Here is a 16,281-nt window from a genome sequence, read left to right as displayed (position 1 = left end):
CGCTCGGCGATGGGCCGTCACGACGTGGACGTCATGGGGCTCGTGCTGGGTTGCTGGGTTGCTGGGTTGCTCATGCGGCGTGGGCGGTGGGTTTTCGGTGGGGTTGGCAGGGCTGCTCGTCGCGGAGCATGGCGTAGATGACGTCGCTGCGCCGGCGGGCCAGGCGCGGGAGAACGGCGGCGGCCGCCGATCCGTCAGTGGGCGCGAATGGTGCCGGACGCCGCCAGGGCCGCCCGCCGTCCGGCGTCGAAGCCCAGCGACTCGAGCACCTCGGCGGTGTGCTCCCCGAGCCCGGGAATGCCCGCCGGGGCGCGGGGCGCGGGTGCCGGACCGAGCCGGGGCGGGAAGCGCGGCTGGTCTACCCGGCCCCGGTCCCCCCAGTGATAGCCGACCACGCGGCCGAGCGCGCGGTTGACCGGGTCGTCGACGAACCCCGCCACGAAACCGCCGCGGTCGACCTCGGCGACCGGTTCGACGGGTACCCCCGCGGCGCGCAGCTCGGTCACCCAGGCCGCCGCGTCCTTGGCGCGGAAGGCCTCCTCGAGCAGCGCCTCCTCGGGCTGGGTGCCGCCCGGCCCGGTCCGGAGCGGGGGCGGTGACGCGGGCAGGCCGCCGGCCCCGACGACGTCACGCAGCCGGTCCCACGCTCCCGCGTCGGGCACGGCCAGCGCGAACCAGGCGCCGTCGCCCCCCTGGTAGATGCGATAGGCGGCGCCGTACCCGGTCTGCCGGGCGTCGAGGACCGGTCCGCCCACCACACGATCCGCCGCGAGGAACGCGCCCGACTTCAAGGTCAGCGCGGCGCCGAGCAGACTGCTCGCCACCGACTGCCCGCCGCCGCGGTGCCCTCGGGCGTAGAGGCCGGCGAGCACCCCGCAGGTCGCCAGCCAGCCGCCCGTGACATCGATCGCCCCCCACACCAGGTACGTCGGCGGCCGGCCGTCGCCGCCCTGGGCCGCCTCGACGCCCGACAGCGCCTGCATCAGCTGGTCGTTGGCGGGGAGGAGCGCGCGGGGACCGTGGTCGCCGAAGCCGCTGGCGAAGCTGTAGATCACGTCGGGGTTGGCCGCCCGCACCGTCGCCTCGTCGTACCCGAGCCGCTCGGCCAGCCCGACCCGCGAGTTGTGGTGCACCACGTCGCTCCAGCGGAAGAGCCGTTCGAGCACCGCCGGTGCGTCCGGCGCCTTCATGTCGAGGGCCACGGCGCGCTTCCCCCGCTGGCCGGCGGCGAACATCGGCTCCATGTTCCGGTGCACGTCGCCGGTGAGCGGCTCGACCTTGACCACGTCGGCGCCGAGTTCGGCGAGGACGAGCGGTGTGATCGGCCCGGCCAGGTAGGCCGACAGGTCGAGGACACGGACGCCGGAGAGGAGCCTCGCGGTGGGGAGGCCCGCCCGCGGCGCGCCGTCGCCGGCCGCCGTGACGTCGCCGGCCGCCGTGACGCGCACCACCGGACCGACCACCGTCATCGCTCCGCGTTCGGGGTCCCGGTGGTCGACGCTCAGGCCGGTCTCCCGGACATGCGGGTCCCGCAACGCCTCACCCTGGCGCCACACCGGCTCGCAGCGGAACTTCCGGCCGCCCAGGTCCTTGATCCACCAGTCGCGGTCACGGGTGGCGAACCGCGCCGCCCACCGCTCCCCGCGCCCGGTCATGGCCCCGCTCATCAGGTCGGCGTTGTAGCCCCGCTCGCTGGGCGGATCGCCCATGTGCTCGAGGAAGTCCTCGTAGGCGCCCTTGGCACCGAACCACAGCTGCACGTACTCACCGTCGGCGCAGCGGTAGGCCAGCGCCTCGGCCGGCCCCTGGTCCCTCCAGAGCAGCGTGGTCGACGGCGAGTGGTGCTCCACCCTCCCGAGGATCATCGGGAGGAGCGCCTGCAGGCCGTCGTACAGCGAGGTCTCCACGAAGCCGCCGAGCCCGGTCGCCTCCCGCTCGTAGAGACAGGCCAGCGCGCCGACGGTCGCGGAGAGCCCCGCCCCGGCGGCGGCGACGGCGAGGTCGCCGAACACGGGACCGGGCCGGTGGCCGCGGATCTGGGTGAGCAGCCCCGACCGGGCATGGACCAGCAGCTCCAGGTCGGGGAGCACGCCCAGCGCGTTGTGGCTCGGCCGGATCCGCACCACGACCAGCCGCGGGTTCGTACCGGCCAGCTCCCGGTAGCCCAGCCCCTGCCGCTCGGCCGACTCCTCGCCGCCGGCGACGAACACCACGTCCGCGTCGCGCGCGAGCGCGGTGACCGTCCCGGCGGCGCGGGCGGGGTCCTCGTGGTCGTCGACCTCGACGATCTCCTTGCCCCGGTCCCACACTCGCGCGAACTCCACGCCCGCGTCGAGCGTGGACCGGCGCGCCGAGCACACCCGGGTCACGTCCGCGCCCAGGTCCCGCAGCAACGTACCGGGCAGGCAGCCGGCCATCCCCGCGCCCACGGCGCTGACACCGAGCGAGACCTCGACGACGCGCAGCCCCTCCAGCGGCGCCATGGCCGCCCTCAGCCCCGGAGGAGCCGGCCGGGGGCGGCTCCGGCGACGTCCTCGCCACCGGCCCGGGTCGCCACGCCGTTGACCCACATGTGCTCGACGCCGGTACTGCGCACGATCAGGCGGTCGGCGCCGCCGGGCTGGTCGTGCACCCGTTCGACGGGCGTGGTGCCGACGGTCTCCGGGTCGAAGGCGACGAGGTCGGCGTGGAAGCCCTCCCGCACCAGGCCGCGATCGGCGATGCGGAACGCCTGGTGGGGATGCCCGGTCAGCCGCCAGACGGCGTGTTCGAGTGTGAGCGCCTTCCGCTCGCGGACCCAGTGCCCGAGCAGGTGGGTCGAGTAGCAGGCGTCGCACAGCTGGCTGGCGTGCGCCCCCGCGTCCGAGAGACCGAGCAGCGTGCGCTTGTCGGCGAGCAGTTCGCCGACCTCGTCGTCGCCGTCGTTGTCCAGGACGATCCGGAAGCGCGTGGCCATGTCGTCGCTCAGGGCCAGGTCGAGCATCAGGTCGAAGGGCGTCGTCCCGCGGTCGCTCGCGAGCCGGTCGAGGGGGATCCCGATCGCGTCGTGGTGGACCCGGGTCTCCTCGACACTGGTCTTCGGCCAGCGGTGGCTCCAGCCGTCGAGCGTCGCCGCGCGCGCCCTCTCCCGCCACCCCGCGTCGCGGTAGAGGCCGGCCCGCTCGGCGCGGGGACGGGCCAGCACGTCCTTCCACACGTCGATCTCGGCGAACGGGACGGGGTCGGACATGCTGATCTGCATGACGATCGGCCGGCAGGCGATCTGCGGATAGACCTCACCGGGGAGCAGGCCGCCGCGTTCGACCATGCGCAGCGCGGCACCCGGCTTGTCCGCACGTGCCATGAGCGCCGTCCAGGTGACGGGGACCCCGTAGCGCTCCGCGATCTCGGAGAACTGGTCGACGAACATCCCGGGGCCGATCGACACCTGCAGGATGCCCTTCCCGAGCTCCCCCAGCACCGACGCGATGGCGTACACCTCGTCGGGCTCGGCGTAACGGCTCGGCACGGGACGGCCGTAGGCGCCCTGATGGGCGGGCTGCCGCGAGGTCGAGAAGCCGATGGCACCGACCGCAATGGCCTCGCGCACGATGCGGCACATGGTCTCGACCTCGCCGGGGGTGGCCGGTCGTTCCTCGCCGCCGGTCACGAACAGCCGCAACGGCGAGTGCCCGATGAAGGCGCCCATGTTGAGGCGCTTGGGCCGCTGGTCGATGGCCGCCAGATACTCGGGGAACGTCTCGAAGCACCAGTCGATGCCCGCCTCGAGCGCCTCCAGCGACATGCCCTCGACGTTCTCGAGGGTGCGCACGATGATGTCGCGGTGCTCCGGAAGGGTGGGCGCGACCCCGAACCCGCAGTTGCCCATGACGACGCTCGTCACGCCGTGCCAGCTCGAAGGGGTGAGGTCGGCGTCCCAGAGGATCTGCGCGTCGTAGTGGGTGTGGACGTCGATGAAGCCGGGCGCCAGTGTCAGGCCGGCCAGGTCGACGACCTCGGTGCCCGGGCCGGGCGCCAGTTCACCGCACGCGCGAACCGCGGAGATGCGGTCGCCGTCGACGGCGACGTCGGCGGCCCGGGCCGGGCCGCCGGAGCCATCGATCAACGAAGCTCGGCGCAGGAGCAGATCCATCGGCTCTCCGATCGGTCGCCGGACGTGCCGGCCGCCGGCCGTCCGGAGGATTCGGTGGGACGGGCAGAAACTACGAGTAAGTCTTCACCTGCCAAGCTAACATAGCGGGCGTTCACTCATTATGCTACGGTTCAGGCGCCTGAGCCGAGCGTGGGAGGCAGCGTGGAAGACCGGCTGATGTATCGGCGGGAGTTCTTCATCGGCGGGTCCTGGACGGCACCGGCGGGCGACGGCCGGCTCGGCGTCATCTCGCCCTCGACGGAGGAGGCCGTCGGCGAGGTCCCGCTCGCCACGACGGCCGACATCGACCGCGCCGTCGGCGCCGCGCGCTCGGCGCTCGACGACGGGCCGTGGCCCCGCATGACGCCGGCCGAGCGGGCCGCCGTGCTCTCCCGCGCCGCCACCATCCTGCGCAAGCGCGAGGCGGAGATCGCCGGAGTCACCGTCGACGAGATGGGCTGCGCGATCAGCCAGGCGCCCACCGCCCAGACCGGAATGGTCGCCTCCCTGTTCGACTACTACGCCGAGCTCATCCGCACCTTCGAGTTCGAGCGCGAGGTGATCCTCGGCGATCGCACGGGTCTGGTGACGCACGAGCCCGTCGGGGTGGTCGCGGCCATCGTCCCCTGGAATGCCCCGGTCACCCTGGCCTCCTGGAAGACCGCGCCGGCGCTGGCGGCGGGGTGCCCCGTGGTGCTCAAGCCACCGCCCGAGGCGCCGCTGAGCAACTTCATCCTGGCCGAGGCCCTGGAGGAGGCGGGCGTTCCCGCGGGCGTGATCAACGTGGTGCCGGGCGGCCGCGAGGTCGGCGAGCACCTGGTGACGCATCCCGGCACCGACAAGGTCGCGTTCACCGGATCGACGGCGGCCGGCAAGCGGATCATGAGCCTCTGCGGCGACCAGGTGAAGCGGGTCTCGCTGGAGCTCGGCGGCAAGTCGGCGGCCATCGTCCTCGAGGACGCCGACGTGGCCGCAGTGATACCGAGGCTGGTGGCCGGGGGGATGCACCTCTCCGGCCAGGTCTGCGGCGCGCACACCCGGCTCCTGCTGCCCCGGTCACGGTACGCGGAGGCGGTCGAGGCGGCCGCCGCCGCGGCGTCGGCCGTGCCGGTCGGGGACCCCCACGACCCGTCCACCCTGGTCGGCCCGCTCGTCGCCGAGCGCCAGCGCGACCGGGTCGAGGGCTACATCGCCCTGGCCCTGGACGCCGGGGCCCGGCTGGCGGCCGGCGGCGGCCGTCCCGCCCATCTCCCGAAGGGGTGGTACGTCGCGCCGACGGTCCTGGCCGACGTGGACAACTCCATGCGGGTGGCCCGGGAGGAGATCTTCGGGCCGGTCCTCTGCCTCATCCCCTACGACGACGAGGACGACGCCGTCCGCATCGCCAACGACTCGCCGTACGGCCTCTCCGGCGGGGTGTGGACGGGCGAGCCGGCGCGGGGGCTGCGGGTGGCCCGGCGCGTGCGCACCGGGAGCATCGCGATCAACGGCAGCTACCCGCCGTTCCCGCTGGTGCCGTTCGGCGGGTTCAAGGAGTCCGGCCTGGGCCGCGAGCTCGGCCCGGAGGGGCTGCGGGGCTTCCTCGAGACGCGCAGCATCGGCCTGCCCGCCTCCCTCCGCTCGGGTACGGCGCGACCGTGAGCCGCCCATGGCCCCCGGCGCAGTGAGGGACCGGTCCCGGGACGGTATTCACTCGATTGGGGCCAGATCATGGATCAGGCGTCCCGCCTGCTCGTTCCGCGCTCGGAGGAGCCGCTCCTTCCGGCCACGCTCGAACTCGTCCGTCGCTGTCCCGCCCGGCCCGACTACATCGAGCTGTGCTTCACGACCTCCGAAGGCCGGCTGGAGTGGTGCTTTCCAGAGCCGGCTCGTCGCCGGAGGAAGGCCGCCGGCCCGCTCGCGCTGACGCTCGGGCCGTACGGCGTGCAGGCGCACCGGCTCCACGATGGCGCCCTCGGGCATGCCCTGCAGAGCTCCTCGGCCCTGCCGATGATCCTCGCCGGGGCGGACGTCCAGGTCGCGCGCAGGCTGGTCTGCTCAGGCCGGTAGCCGGTGCGGGGGCACGCGCGGCCCGCGGCCGGGCGTGCCACGCCGGCCGTCACTCGATGAGCTCGTAGAACGTGACCACCGGGGGCGGGTCGAGCCGCAGCGCGTCGCTCATCCGCATCCGGCCGGAGGCGGTACGGGCGCGCAGCTCCTTGACCGGACTGGTGAGATCATCAGCGTCGATCTCGTAGACCGCCAGGTACGCGGGCCGGGTCGGATCTGGCTCGGCGGCTTCCCCGTCGTGCACCTTGTAGCGGCGGGCGCCGACGAATCCCGGTACGGCACAGATCTCGGGCAGGTGCGTGTTGCTGTACCACTCGTTGTACTCGTCCTCGCGGGTGGGATCGCACGGACCGGACTGCACGACCATGATGCCCTTCGGCATGGGACCCCTCCTGGGTGTCGGTCGGCGACGCCGCCCCGGCGACGCCTCTGGCCGCGCCGGGCTCACGCCGACACGACCTCTTCTCGTACGGCGATGAACCACGACCGGCGGACGAGATCCTCCTGGCTTCCGGCGGCGAGGTTCTCGCGGAACCACTCGATCCGTGTCCGCAGGCTCTCGGCATCGTCGAAGTAGACCTCGTTCACCGCGTCGTAGGCCCATTCGCCGGACGTCCGCGGGCACGGATGGTTCTGGACGTAGGCATGGCCCCGGGCGTCGTCCGGGATGACGGTGGCGCCCGCCGCTCCCGGCCGGCGCACCTGACCCGCGTGGTTCCTCCACCGCTCGGAGAACTCCGCGGGGGTCAGCCCCTCGGCTCGCAGCGCGATGGCCATGTGCTTGAGCCTCTCGCCGCCGTCCCGCCACCGCCGCTCCAGCCATTCGGCGCCGCGCATGACCGACTCCTCGGCGACGACCACCGGGCCGGCGTTCCGGTCGACGACCGTGCCGGCCTGCTGGAGCAGCGGCCCTCCGGCAGGGGTGGCCAGCCACTCCTCGAAGCGCCGCAGGTGGTCGGCGCCGGTGAACCACTCGATGCCGATCCCGTCGTGCTTGGGATCGGGACCGGTGAGGCCGAGCAGGGTGGTGCACGCCACGACCCGGGACGGCCGCACGTCAGGCGGCGCGTGCGCGGCGCCGGCGACCGCCCGCGGCCAGGCCTCGCGGAACGCCTCGGCGGGCACGTCCTGCCGCCGCGTGGCGAACCGGAGCCGCTTGATCATGCGTGCGGCCCCGCGACAGCCGATCCCTGCCGCCGTAGCCCGGCGACGTCCTCCCGCCAGGCGGCCACGGCCGTCTCCTTGATCTCGGCGTAGCCCTTGATCGACATTGCCGATGCGGCGATGCGCACCAGCGCGTCGTACGGCAACAGGGACGACGACGGTCCGACGACCTCGCCGATCAACCGCTCGTACTCCTCGATGACGGCTCGCTCGGTGCGCCGTTCGTGATCCCACCCGAGGACGTCGAACGGTGTTCCGCGCAGCCCCTTCATCCGGCGGAGCACGTGGAACGCGAGCTCCCACGGCCTGCCCATCGGCACCTTCCGCATCATGCCCAGCCGGCGCAGGAAGCGCGGGTGGAGGTGGTACGTCACCGTGTACGGGCCCTCGATGCTCAGGTCGCGTGCGACCTCGTCGTAGTCGACCTTGAGGTGGAGCCGGGCCACCTCGTACTCGTCCTTGTAGGTGAGCAGCTTGAACCACGACTCGGCGACCGCCCGGGTGAGCGCCCAGTCCCGGTCGGCGTCGTCGCGCTCCGCCGCCTGTTCCACGAGGTCGAGGAAGCGCGCGGCCCGCCGCGCGTTCTGGTAGTCGGCCACCTGCGCGGCACGCCGGGTGAGCAGGTCGTGCAGCCCGGCCGGCAGGCGACGGCGCTCGGCCAGGCCGGCCGCCACCGCGAGCGCCCCGGGCGACGGGTCGAAGATGCTCCGCGCCCCGTGGTCGCCGTGCTCGGCGGCGTCGAGGGCCGCCTCGACGGCCGACGGCTCGTGCACCACCCAGCGGCCCCACTCGAACGCCGCGCGATTGTCGGCGGCGGCCCTGCCCTGGCGCATCGCCTGCTCGATGACGGCGAGCGGCATCGGCAGGCCGCCGAGCTGGAACGCCGCGCCGAGCAGGACCACGTTCGCCAGGAGGTGGTCGGCGAAGACCTTCTCGGCGATGCGCCTGGAGTCGACGAAGACGACACGGTCCTTGCCGACCCGCTCCGCGATCGCCGCTTCGAGGTCCGAGACGTCCGGCTGTGCCAGGTCGCTCTGCAGCATGGCCGTGGTCGGCGTGAAGTGCCGGTCGACGACGGCGATCGTCCGGCCGGGCCGGACCTTCCGGAGGTGGTTCGCGCCGGCGGCCTGCAGGATGTCGCCGGACAGGTACAGGTCGGCGCCGGCGTCGCTCACGGCCGCGGAGCCGAGGGCGCCGCCGTCCCGGGCCAGGTGGAGGTGCGACACGACCGCCCCCGCCTTCTGGGACAGGCCGGTCTGGTCCATGCCGCCGATCACGAACCCCGCGGTCTCGGCCGCGGACGAGATGACACGGCTCGCGGTGACGACGCCGGTGCCGCCGATGCCCGTGAAGTAGATGCCGTACCGCCCGTCGAACGACGGTGTCCCGGGAGCCGGCAGCGAGCCCGACGGCAGCGACGGCCGGGCCGGCCGGCCACCGTCCGGAGCCGGCGCCCCGCGCCGTCCGCGGCGCTTGGGCGTGATGGTCACGAACGACGGGCAGTTGCCGTCGAGGCACGTGTAGTCGCGGTTGCAGGACGAGTCGTGGATCTGCCGCTTCACCCCGAACTCCGTCTCGACCGGCAGCACCGACAGGCAGTTGCTCTTCGCGCTGCAGTCGCCGCACCCCTCGCACACGGCCTCGTTGATGACGACCCGGCGCGGCGGCTCCGGCAGCAGGCCGCGCTTGCGCAGCCGGCGGGCCTCCGCCGCGCACCGCTGGTCATAGATGATCACCGTGACGCCGGGAACGCGCCGGAGCTCCTCCTGCACCTCGGGGAGCCGGTCGCGCCCGAGCACCTCGACCCCCGAGGCCCACCGCGCCCTGCGGCCGTAGCGCTTGGGATCCTCGGCGCAGACGACCGTCCTGCGCACGCCCTCCGCCTCGAGTGCCCGCGTCATCGAGGGGACGTCCATCAGCCCCGTGACGTCCTGGCCGCCGGTCATCGCCACGGCCTCGTTATAGAGGATCTTGAACGTGACGTCGGTCCCGGCGGCGACGCTCGCACGGATGGCGAGCGTCCCGGAATGGCTGAGCGTGCCGTCGCCCAGGTTCTGGATGATGTGCGGTTCGGCGACGAACGGCGACAGGCCGATCCACGGAACGCCCTCGGCGCCCATCGGCGTCGGCGGAAGGCTTCTCATGCCCTTGTTGCGCGCCTCGAAGTACATGATCCCGTGGCAGCCGACGCCACCGCCGACCAGCGCGCCGTCCGGGACGACGGTGGACCGGTTGTGCGGGCATCCGCTGCAGTAGCCCGGCGCCCTGGACGGGAGCTGGATCAACGGCAACAGGGTCCGCTCCGGCGTCCTGTCCGCGCGGGGGGCGAGCGCGGGCAGGAGCCGGGTGAGGATCGCGGCCACCGCGGCCGGGTCCAGCTCGCCGGCCGAGGACGCGAGGGCCCGCCCGGACCGGTCGCGCTTGCCGAGCACCGGGACACGGCTTCCGGCCTCGTGCAGGATGCCGCGCAGTTGCGTCTCGACGAACGGCCGTTTCTCCTCGATGACGACGAGCTCGTCGACGGAGGCGGCGAACTCGGTGATCGTGTCCTCCACCAGCGGGTAGGTCATGCCCAGCTTCAGCACCCGCACGCCCGCGCCGGCGAGCTCGTCGGCGGGGACCCCGAGGTCGGCGAAGGCCTGGAGCACGTCGAAGTACGTCTTGCCGGCGCAGACCACGCCGAGGCACGCTCCCGGCGCGGCGCCCACGACGCGATCGAGCCCGTTGTGCCGCGCGTAGGCCTGCGCGGCACGGAGCCGGTGCTCCATCACCAGCGCCTCCTGGTCGGGCACGGCGTGCGGGCCGATCATCGCGAGCGGCCGATGTCGCCACGGCCGGCCGTCCACGACGGCGAAGGGATCGCTCGGGGAGTGCCGCTCGGGATCGAGGTCGACGGTGCCGACGCCGTCGGCGACGGCTGTGACGATCTTCAGTCCCACCCACGATCCCGAGTACCTCGAGAGCCGGAAGGCGTGCACCCCCAGGTCGAGCACGTCCTGCTGGTCCCCCGGGTAGAGCACGGGGACACAGGCGTCCTCGAAGGCGTACTGGCTGTCGCAGGCCAGCGTGGACGACTTCGCGGCCGGGTCGTCGCCGCAGAACATGACGGCGCCGCCGTTGGGGCCCGCTCCCATCGCGTTCGCGTGCTTCAGCGCGTCTCCGCAGCGGTCGAGACCCGGGCCCTTCCCGTACCACGCGCCGGCGACGCCGTCGACGCCGTCGTACTCGACGACCGCTCCCATCTGGCTGCCCCAGACGGTCACGGCGGCGAGCTCCTCGTTGAGTCCCGGGCGGTGGACGATCCGGTGCGCGGCGAGGACGTCGCTCATCTGGTCCAGGGTCAGGTCGAACCCGCCCAGCGGTGAGCCGGGGTATCCGGAGACCATCGTGGCCGTCGTCAGGCCGTCCCGCTCGTCCAGCCGCTGCCGGAGGACGAGCAGCTGCGCGAGCGTGTCGGCCCCGGACAGGATCGTCCCCGCCCGGGCTCGCCGGGTGCCGGTCACGGATAGACCTCGGGGTTGACGTACGCGAACTTCCCGTCCTTGAGGACGGCGCGCCGCAGGCCGGGCCGCTGCAGGACGGTCACGTCCTCGGCGGGGTCGCCGTCCACGATGACGAGATCCGCCAGGAAGCCCGCACGGACCTCCCCGATCTCGAGTCCGGCGACCGGTCCCATGTTGCGGGTGGCCGCGTGGATCGCCTCCACCGGCGTCATGCCCGCGAGCTCGACGTACCTCTGCAGCTCCGCGGCGTAGGTGCCGTGGTGCGTCCACTGGTGTCCGAAGTCGCCGCCGGCGAGGATCCGGATGCCGGACTCCCGCAGCCTGTGCAGCCCGTCCACCTGGGACCGGAACTCGTCGTGATAGCCCGACGCCTCGATCCGCTCGGGCGTCATGCCCCACGGCTCGGCGTGGCCGCTGACCATGGCGTACAGGTAGTGGAGGCCGGGGCACACCCAGACGTCGTCGCGCCGGGCCTCGAGCGCGCGCAGCGCCTCGTCGTCGAGGAAGCACGCGTGATGGATGATCCGGACGCCGGTGCGCGCCGCCATCGCGACGCTCGCCGACCCCCGGGCGTGGACCGTGATGAACGCGCCGTACTTGTCGGCCTCCTCGACGGCGGCGAGCAGCATCTCGTCGTTCATGTACACGTCGTCGGACGGGAACTCCGGTACCACCCCGTCGCCGGAGATGAACATCTTGAGCGCCCGCGCCCCCATGTCGCACTGCCGGGCGACGATCTCCCGCAGCCCCTTGGCGTCCGCGGCGACGTCCATCATGCCGCCGTCTCCCCCGAGCCCGCCCTCCTCCGCGATCATCGGGCCGCTGGGGACGATGCGCGGGCCCGGGATCAGCCCCCGGTCGATCGCGTCCTTCGCGAACAGGTCGTCGTACGGCTGGGTCACCCCGGCACCGATGATGAGGGTGTAGCCGCTCTCCAGGTACGTCCTGGTCACGGCGGCGACGTCGAGCATGTGCCTCCCGGCCGGCGCCGCGGCTATCGCGGCATGGTCGAACACGAAGTCCAGGGGCCAGCTGATGTGCGTGTGCGCGTCCCCGAGGCCGGGGAGCACGGTGGCGCCGTGCAGGTCGACGACCCGCGCCGACGCGGCGTCGAGGTCGAGCCGCCCCGCGGCGACCTCGGCGATGCGGTTCCCCTCGATCAGGACGTCACCGTCGAGCGGTTTCTCGGCCGGGTCGCCGGAGCAGGTGAGCACGCGTGCGTTCTTCAGGAGTGTCCGCTCGGCCATCTGCGATCTCCTTGCTCGAGCGAGTGTTGACGACGGATTCGCGCCGGACCGGCGGCGGCATGCGACGGAAGATCACGTCTCTGCGGCCGGGCCGTCCGCCGAACCGAGCCGCGGACCGGGCGTGAACGTGATGGGCAGGCTGAGGGGCGAGCGGGTCAGGCCGCGGTGATACCGGACGTCCGCGTCGTCCCGCAGCCGGATGTCGTCCAGACGCCGGAGCAGCTCTTCCAGCGCCACCTGCAGGTTGAGGCGAGCGAGGTTCGAGCCCGCGCAGCGATGCGGCCCGGCGCCGAAGGCCACATGCCGGTTCCGCTCACGGCCGAGCTCGAAGCTGTCGGGGTCCGGGAACTCGGCGTCGTCCCGGTTGGCCGAGGCCCAGTGGATCAGGACCTTGTCCCCCTTCTTGACCGACCGGCCGCCGAGCTCCGCGTCACGCACCGCCGTACGGCCGACGGAGATGAACGGAGGGTCGAGCCGCAGCAACTCCTGGACGGCGCTCGGTATCAGCTCCGGCCTGCTGCGCAGCAGGGCGGGAATCTCCGGCTCGTCACAGAACCTGGCGAGCATCAGCCCCAGCGCGCCGGCCGTGGTCTCCAGCCCGCCGAGGATGAGCAACTGCACCGTGCCGATGATCTCTTCCTCGGTGATGGGACGGCCGTCGACCTGGGCGTTCAGCACACCGTCGACGACGTCGCCGCGCGGCGGCCGGCCTCGCCGCTGCCGCACGAAGTCCTTGATCCAGTTGTAGAGGCCCAGCCAGCAGTCGCGCGCTTCCGGATCATCGGGGACCGATGACTTGGACGCCATGTGGGCGACCTTCTCGAGGTCGTCGGCGGGCGCGTTGAGCGCCAGGTCGAAGAACCCCAGGCTGGGGAACGGCCGGGCGAAGGCGTCCATGAACTCGCAGGTCCCGTCCTCGATGAAGTCGTCGATGAGACGGGTCACGAGAGCACGGGTCGGCTGCTCCCATCGTTCGATGGCGGCGGGGGTGAAGTACGGGTTGATGAGGCGCTTGAAGATGCGCTGCTCCGGCGGGTCGGCCTCGACCGGAAGGTTGCGGACGACCGTCGGCGCCCGCGACACCCCCAGACCATGGGCGGAGCTGAACACCTCCCAGTTCTGGGCGACCCGGAGAACGTCCTCGTACTTCGTCACCACCCAGAAGCCGCCGTGCTCCTCGCTGTGCGCCACGGGGCACAGCTCGCGCATGCGCGCCAGTGTGTCCGGCATGGTCGCGGCCAGCTCCGGAGACAGATGATCGAAGTGGTGCAAGCACCAGTCGTCGGGCATGGAGCCGGCCGTTGAGTTGGTCTTCGCCATCGCTTCCCCACCTGATCGGGCCGTGCGGGCAGCCGCACGGGCTACCGCAATATAACAAGGTGAGCGATTACTTTCTAGCGCTCCCATCCGCGAGGATGATAGTAAGTGAATACTCTTTTATGTGACCACCGGCCTCGCCACGGAGGAGTTCCCATGTCGACCGTCTCCCACAGCGGCACACCGGCGCCTGCCTTTCTCGACGGCCGCCCCAAGAAGCTGCTGATCGGCGGGCAGTGGGTGGAGGCGGCGTCCGGCAGGACCTTCCCGAGCATCAACCCCTCGACCGGCGAGGTGATCGCCGAGCTGGCCGAGGGCGGGGCGACGGACGCCGACCGTGCGGTCGCGGCGGCCCGGGCCGCGTTCGAGGGCCCCTGGCGGCGCGTGAAGCCGAGGGAACGCCAGGCCCTCCTGTGGGCGCTCGCGGACGCGGTGCAAGAGCACTACGAGGAGCTTCGGCTCCTGGAAGTGCTCGACATGGGCTCGCCGGTCGGCCGGCGCCGCTCCGGCACCACCCACGCCTGGGAAGCGGACGTGCTGCGCTACTTCGCCGGATGGGCGACGAAGATCCACGGTGAGACCATCCCGAACTCGATCCCCGGCTCGGTCCTGAGCTACACGCTCAAGGAACCGGTGGGGGTCGTCGCCGCGATCGTCCCGTGGAACAGGCCCATCAGCAACGCGGTATGGAAGATCGGGCCCGCGCTCGCCACCGGTTGCACGGTGGTGCTCAAGCCCGCCGAGGAGGCGAGCCTCGCCGCCATCCGCATCGGGGAGCTGCTGACCGAGATCGGCCTCCCCGAGGGCGTCGTGAACATCGTGACGGGCTTCGGCGAGCAGGTCGGCGCGGCGCTCACCGAGCATGCCGGCGTCGACAAGGTGGCGTTCACCGGCTCCACCGAGACCGGCCGGCGGATCATCCGGGCCTCGGCCGGCAACCTGAAACGGCTGTCGCTCGAACTCGGCGGTAAATCCCCTGACGTGGTGTTCGCCGATGCCGACCTCGCACGCGCCGTCCCCGGAGCGGCCATGGGCGTGTTCTCCAATTCCGGGCAGGTCTGCTGCGCGGGCACCCGCATCTACGTCGAACGGCCCATCTACGACGAGTTCGTCGACGGGGTGTCGGCGTTCGCGGACGGCCTCAAGGTCGGCAACAGCCTGGACCCGGAAACCCGGATCGGGCCCCTGGTGTCGGCCGAGCAACTGGAGCGCGTCACCGGGTACCTCGAGGTGGGACGCGAGGAGGGCGCGCGCACCACCGCCGGTGGCGCCCGGGTCGAGACCGATGAGCTGGCCAAGGGGTATTTCGTGGCCCCCACCGTCTTCGCGGACGTACGGGACGACATGCGGGTGGCCCGGGAGGAGATCTTCGGGCCTGTCGCGTGCGTCCTGCCGTTCGACTCGCTGGAGGAGGTCGCCGCTCGATCGAACGACACGGCCTTCGGGCTCGCGGGCGGCATCTGGACCCGGGACGTCGGCAAGGCGCACCGGCTGGCGGGCGAACTGCAGACCGGCACGGTATGGGTCAACACCATGCTGCTCTTCGACCCCGCCGTTCCCTTCGGTGGCTACAAGATGAGCGGATGGGGCCGGGAGATGGGGCAGCACTCGCTTGACGAGTACCTCCACGTGAAGTCGGTCTGGATCGACACGGCCTGAGGGCCGCGCCCGGCACCCCGCGCCCGGCACCTCGGCGCTATCCCGCGGAACCGCGCTCCTCGGCCGCCTGCAGGGCGGCGGCGAACCCTCGGTGCAGGTGCTGGGGAGCCGGCTCGTTGCGCCCGAACACGACCGTGTCGAGCAGCCCACTGCGGACACCGGGCTCGGTCCGCCCGGCGACCCAGAAGTCCTCTCCGTCGACCACCGTCTCGCAGATCCACGGCGCCATCTCCACGACCTTCGACCGCTCCTCGTCGCTCAGGTCGGGGCGAAGGTAGGCCGTGTGCAGGACCTCCGAGGAGTCGGCACCGACGGGGTAGATCTGCCACAGCTCGATGTGCCGGCTGTCGAAGGTCAGGCTCGTGTTGGGAAAGAGGGCGTACTGGTAGCTGAAGTGCTGTGCCACGTCGCCCCACTCCTCCTCCGGACGGCCCCGCAGCTCGTCGATGGATCGGAGCGCCGAGCAGTTGCGCAGGTGGGACCCGTAGGCGTCGAAGGTCAGCACGCCGCCGTAGGCGTACGACGCCAGCGTCCGCCGATGCAGGTAGTTGAAGTGGTAGTTCTCCCGGAAGGTGTCGAGGGTGACCTTCCAGTTGGCACCGACCGGATGGACGTGCGGCTCGCCGTGCGGTTCCCAGCTCGCGAAGTCGAACATGGCGAGCTCGTCCGCGAGTCCCGGGCCCAGGTAGTCGTCGATGTCCAGGGCGGAGCCCGGGCGGAGGCGGCCGACGACCAGCCCGTGGCCCTCGGTGACCGGCAGTTCCACCAGCCCCTTCTGCTCGAGGCACATCCCCTCGAAGGCGTCCGCGACGGGAACGCGGATGAGGCTGCCCTCGAGGTCATAGGTCCAGGAGTGGAAGGGGCAGGTGAACTTCTTCGCCTTACCCGCTCCGTCGGCGACCCGCACTCCCCGGTGGCGGCAGACGTTCGCCAGTGCCCGCACCCGCCCGTGCGCGTCCCGGGTCAGCAGGACCGGCGTTCCGCACAGGTCGACGGTACGGAACGTCTCCGGCCCGGGCAGGGCACCCGACAGGCAGAGGACCAGCGGCTGGTCGCGGAACAGGACCTCGAACTCCTGCTCGTGCCGCGCCTGCGAGTAGGTGTCGGTCGGCAGCTCCAGCACCTGGTCGGCGAGGTCGGTCGTGCGGTGCTCGATGTGGTCCAGCAACCGGCGGGCGAGGCCGCGCTCCAGGGCTTCCCTATCCACGGT

The 16,281-nt window shown here is 72.3% G+C and carries 11 protein-coding genes; 3 read left to right on the top strand and 8 right to left on the bottom strand.

Going from position 1 to position 16,281, the window contains the following annotated elements:
• Window positions 1–194: 194 nt before the first annotated feature.
• A complete protein-coding gene (locus ACRYCC_RS05555; protein ID WP_433809385.1) occupies window positions 195–2,483 on the bottom strand; it encodes a CoA transferase in 2,289 nt (762 codons plus the stop codon).
• Between the two features lie 8 nt (window positions 2,484–2,491).
• Window positions 2,492–4,132 carry an N-acyl-D-amino-acid deacylase family protein gene (locus ACRYCC_RS05550; RefSeq protein WP_433809383.1) on the bottom strand — a complete coding sequence of 547 codons (1,641 nt, stop codon included), beginning with the start codon at window positions 4,130–4,132 and terminating at the stop codon, window positions 2,492–2,494.
• Between the two features lie 162 nt (window positions 4,133–4,294).
• Between ACRYCC_RS05550 and ACRYCC_RS05545 the strand changes: the two genes are divergently transcribed.
• Window positions 4,295–5,773, top strand: a complete 1,479-nt coding sequence (locus tag ACRYCC_RS05545) for an aldehyde dehydrogenase (protein ID WP_433809382.1) — start codon at window positions 4,295–4,297, stop codon at window positions 5,771–5,773.
• A 69-nt stretch (window positions 5,774–5,842) separates the two neighbouring features.
• Window positions 5,843–6,181, top strand: coding sequence for a hypothetical protein (locus ACRYCC_RS05540; RefSeq protein ID WP_433809380.1), 339 nt, complete (start codon window positions 5,843–5,845; stop codon window positions 6,179–6,181).
• Between the two features lie 49 nt (window positions 6,182–6,230).
• Here the strand turns inward: ACRYCC_RS05540 and ACRYCC_RS05535 are convergent, their stop codons facing one another.
• The 5 genes from ACRYCC_RS05535 to ACRYCC_RS05515 all read right to left on the bottom strand — a co-directional run bounded on the left by ACRYCC_RS05535 (window position 6,231) and on the right by ACRYCC_RS05515 (window position 13,415).
• Window positions 6,231–6,563 (bottom strand): hypothetical protein, encoded by a 333-nt coding sequence (locus ACRYCC_RS05535; protein WP_433809378.1) that lies wholly within the window; start codon window positions 6,561–6,563, stop codon window positions 6,231–6,233.
• 62 nt (window positions 6,564–6,625) lie between these two features.
• The gene (locus tag ACRYCC_RS05530) at window positions 6,626–7,345 is read right to left on the bottom strand and encodes an EthD domain-containing protein (RefSeq protein ID WP_433809377.1); all 720 of its coding nucleotides are present in this window, start codon (window positions 7,343–7,345) and stop codon (window positions 6,626–6,628) included.
• The gene (locus tag ACRYCC_RS05525; protein ID WP_433809375.1) at window positions 7,342–10,848 is read right to left on the bottom strand and encodes an indolepyruvate ferredoxin oxidoreductase family protein; all 3,507 of its coding nucleotides are present in this window, start codon (window positions 10,846–10,848) and stop codon (window positions 7,342–7,344) included. The genes ACRYCC_RS05530 and ACRYCC_RS05525 overlap by 4 nt, the downstream gene beginning before the upstream one ends.
• Window positions 10,845–12,095, bottom strand: a complete 1,251-nt coding sequence (locus tag ACRYCC_RS05520) for an amidohydrolase family protein (RefSeq protein WP_433809373.1) — start codon at window positions 12,093–12,095, stop codon at window positions 10,845–10,847. The genes ACRYCC_RS05525 and ACRYCC_RS05520 overlap by 4 nt, the downstream gene beginning before the upstream one ends.
• A 72-nt stretch (window positions 12,096–12,167) precedes the next feature.
• Window positions 12,168–13,415: a cytochrome P450 gene (locus ACRYCC_RS05515; RefSeq protein WP_433809371.1), complete on the bottom strand. Its 1,248-nt coding sequence runs from the start codon at window positions 13,413–13,415 to the stop codon at window positions 12,168–12,170.
• A 153-nt stretch (window positions 13,416–13,568) separates the two neighbouring features.
• Between ACRYCC_RS05515 and ACRYCC_RS05510 the strand changes: the two genes are divergently transcribed.
• Window positions 13,569–15,071, top strand: coding sequence for an aldehyde dehydrogenase family protein (locus ACRYCC_RS05510; RefSeq protein ID WP_433809369.1), 1,503 nt, complete (start codon window positions 13,569–13,571; stop codon window positions 15,069–15,071).
• Window positions 15,072–15,108: 37 nt separating this feature from the next.
• On the opposite strand, the gene ACRYCC_RS05505 is transcribed toward ACRYCC_RS05510, so the two are convergent.
• Window positions 15,109–16,278 carry an aromatic ring-hydroxylating oxygenase subunit alpha gene (locus tag ACRYCC_RS05505; protein WP_433809367.1) on the bottom strand — a complete coding sequence of 390 codons (1,170 nt, stop codon included), beginning with the start codon at window positions 16,276–16,278 and terminating at the stop codon, window positions 15,109–15,111.
• Between the last annotated feature and the right edge of the window lie 3 nt (window positions 16,279–16,281).

Source organism: Actinomadura scrupuli (assembly GCF_050971785.1).
Taxonomy (GTDB): Bacteria; Actinomycetota; Actinomycetes; order Streptosporangiales; family Streptosporangiaceae; genus Actinomadura_E; species Actinomadura_E scrupuli.
This window is presented reverse-complemented; position numbering and strand designations above follow the sequence as displayed.

Coding starts and splice junctions, on each gene's coding strand:
- ACRYCC_RS05550 (WP_433809383.1), bottom strand. CDS start 4,132: ATGGATCTGCTCCTGCGCCGAGCTTCGTTGATCGATGGCTCCGGCGGC.
- ACRYCC_RS05535 (WP_433809378.1), bottom strand. CDS start 6,563: ATGCCGAAGGGCATCATGGTCGTGCAGTCCGGTCCGTGCGATCCCACC.
- ACRYCC_RS05520 (WP_433809373.1), bottom strand. CDS start 12,095: ATGGCCGAGCGGACACTCCTGAAGAACGCACGCGTGCTCACCTGCTCC.
- ACRYCC_RS05555 (WP_433809385.1), bottom strand. CDS start 2,483: ATGGCGCCGCTGGAGGGGCTGCGCGTCGTCGAGGTCTCGCTCGGTGTC.
- ACRYCC_RS05530 (WP_433809377.1), bottom strand. CDS start 7,345: ATGATCAAGCGGCTCCGGTTCGCCACGCGGCGGCAGGACGTGCCCGCC.
- ACRYCC_RS05540 (WP_433809380.1), top strand. CDS start 5,843: ATGGATCAGGCGTCCCGCCTGCTCGTTCCGCGCTCGGAGGAGCCGCTC.
- ACRYCC_RS05510 (WP_433809369.1), top strand. CDS start 13,569: ATGTCGACCGTCTCCCACAGCGGCACACCGGCGCCTGCCTTTCTCGAC.
- ACRYCC_RS05515 (WP_433809371.1), bottom strand. CDS start 13,415: ATGGCGAAGACCAACTCAACGGCCGGCTCCATGCCCGACGACTGGTGC.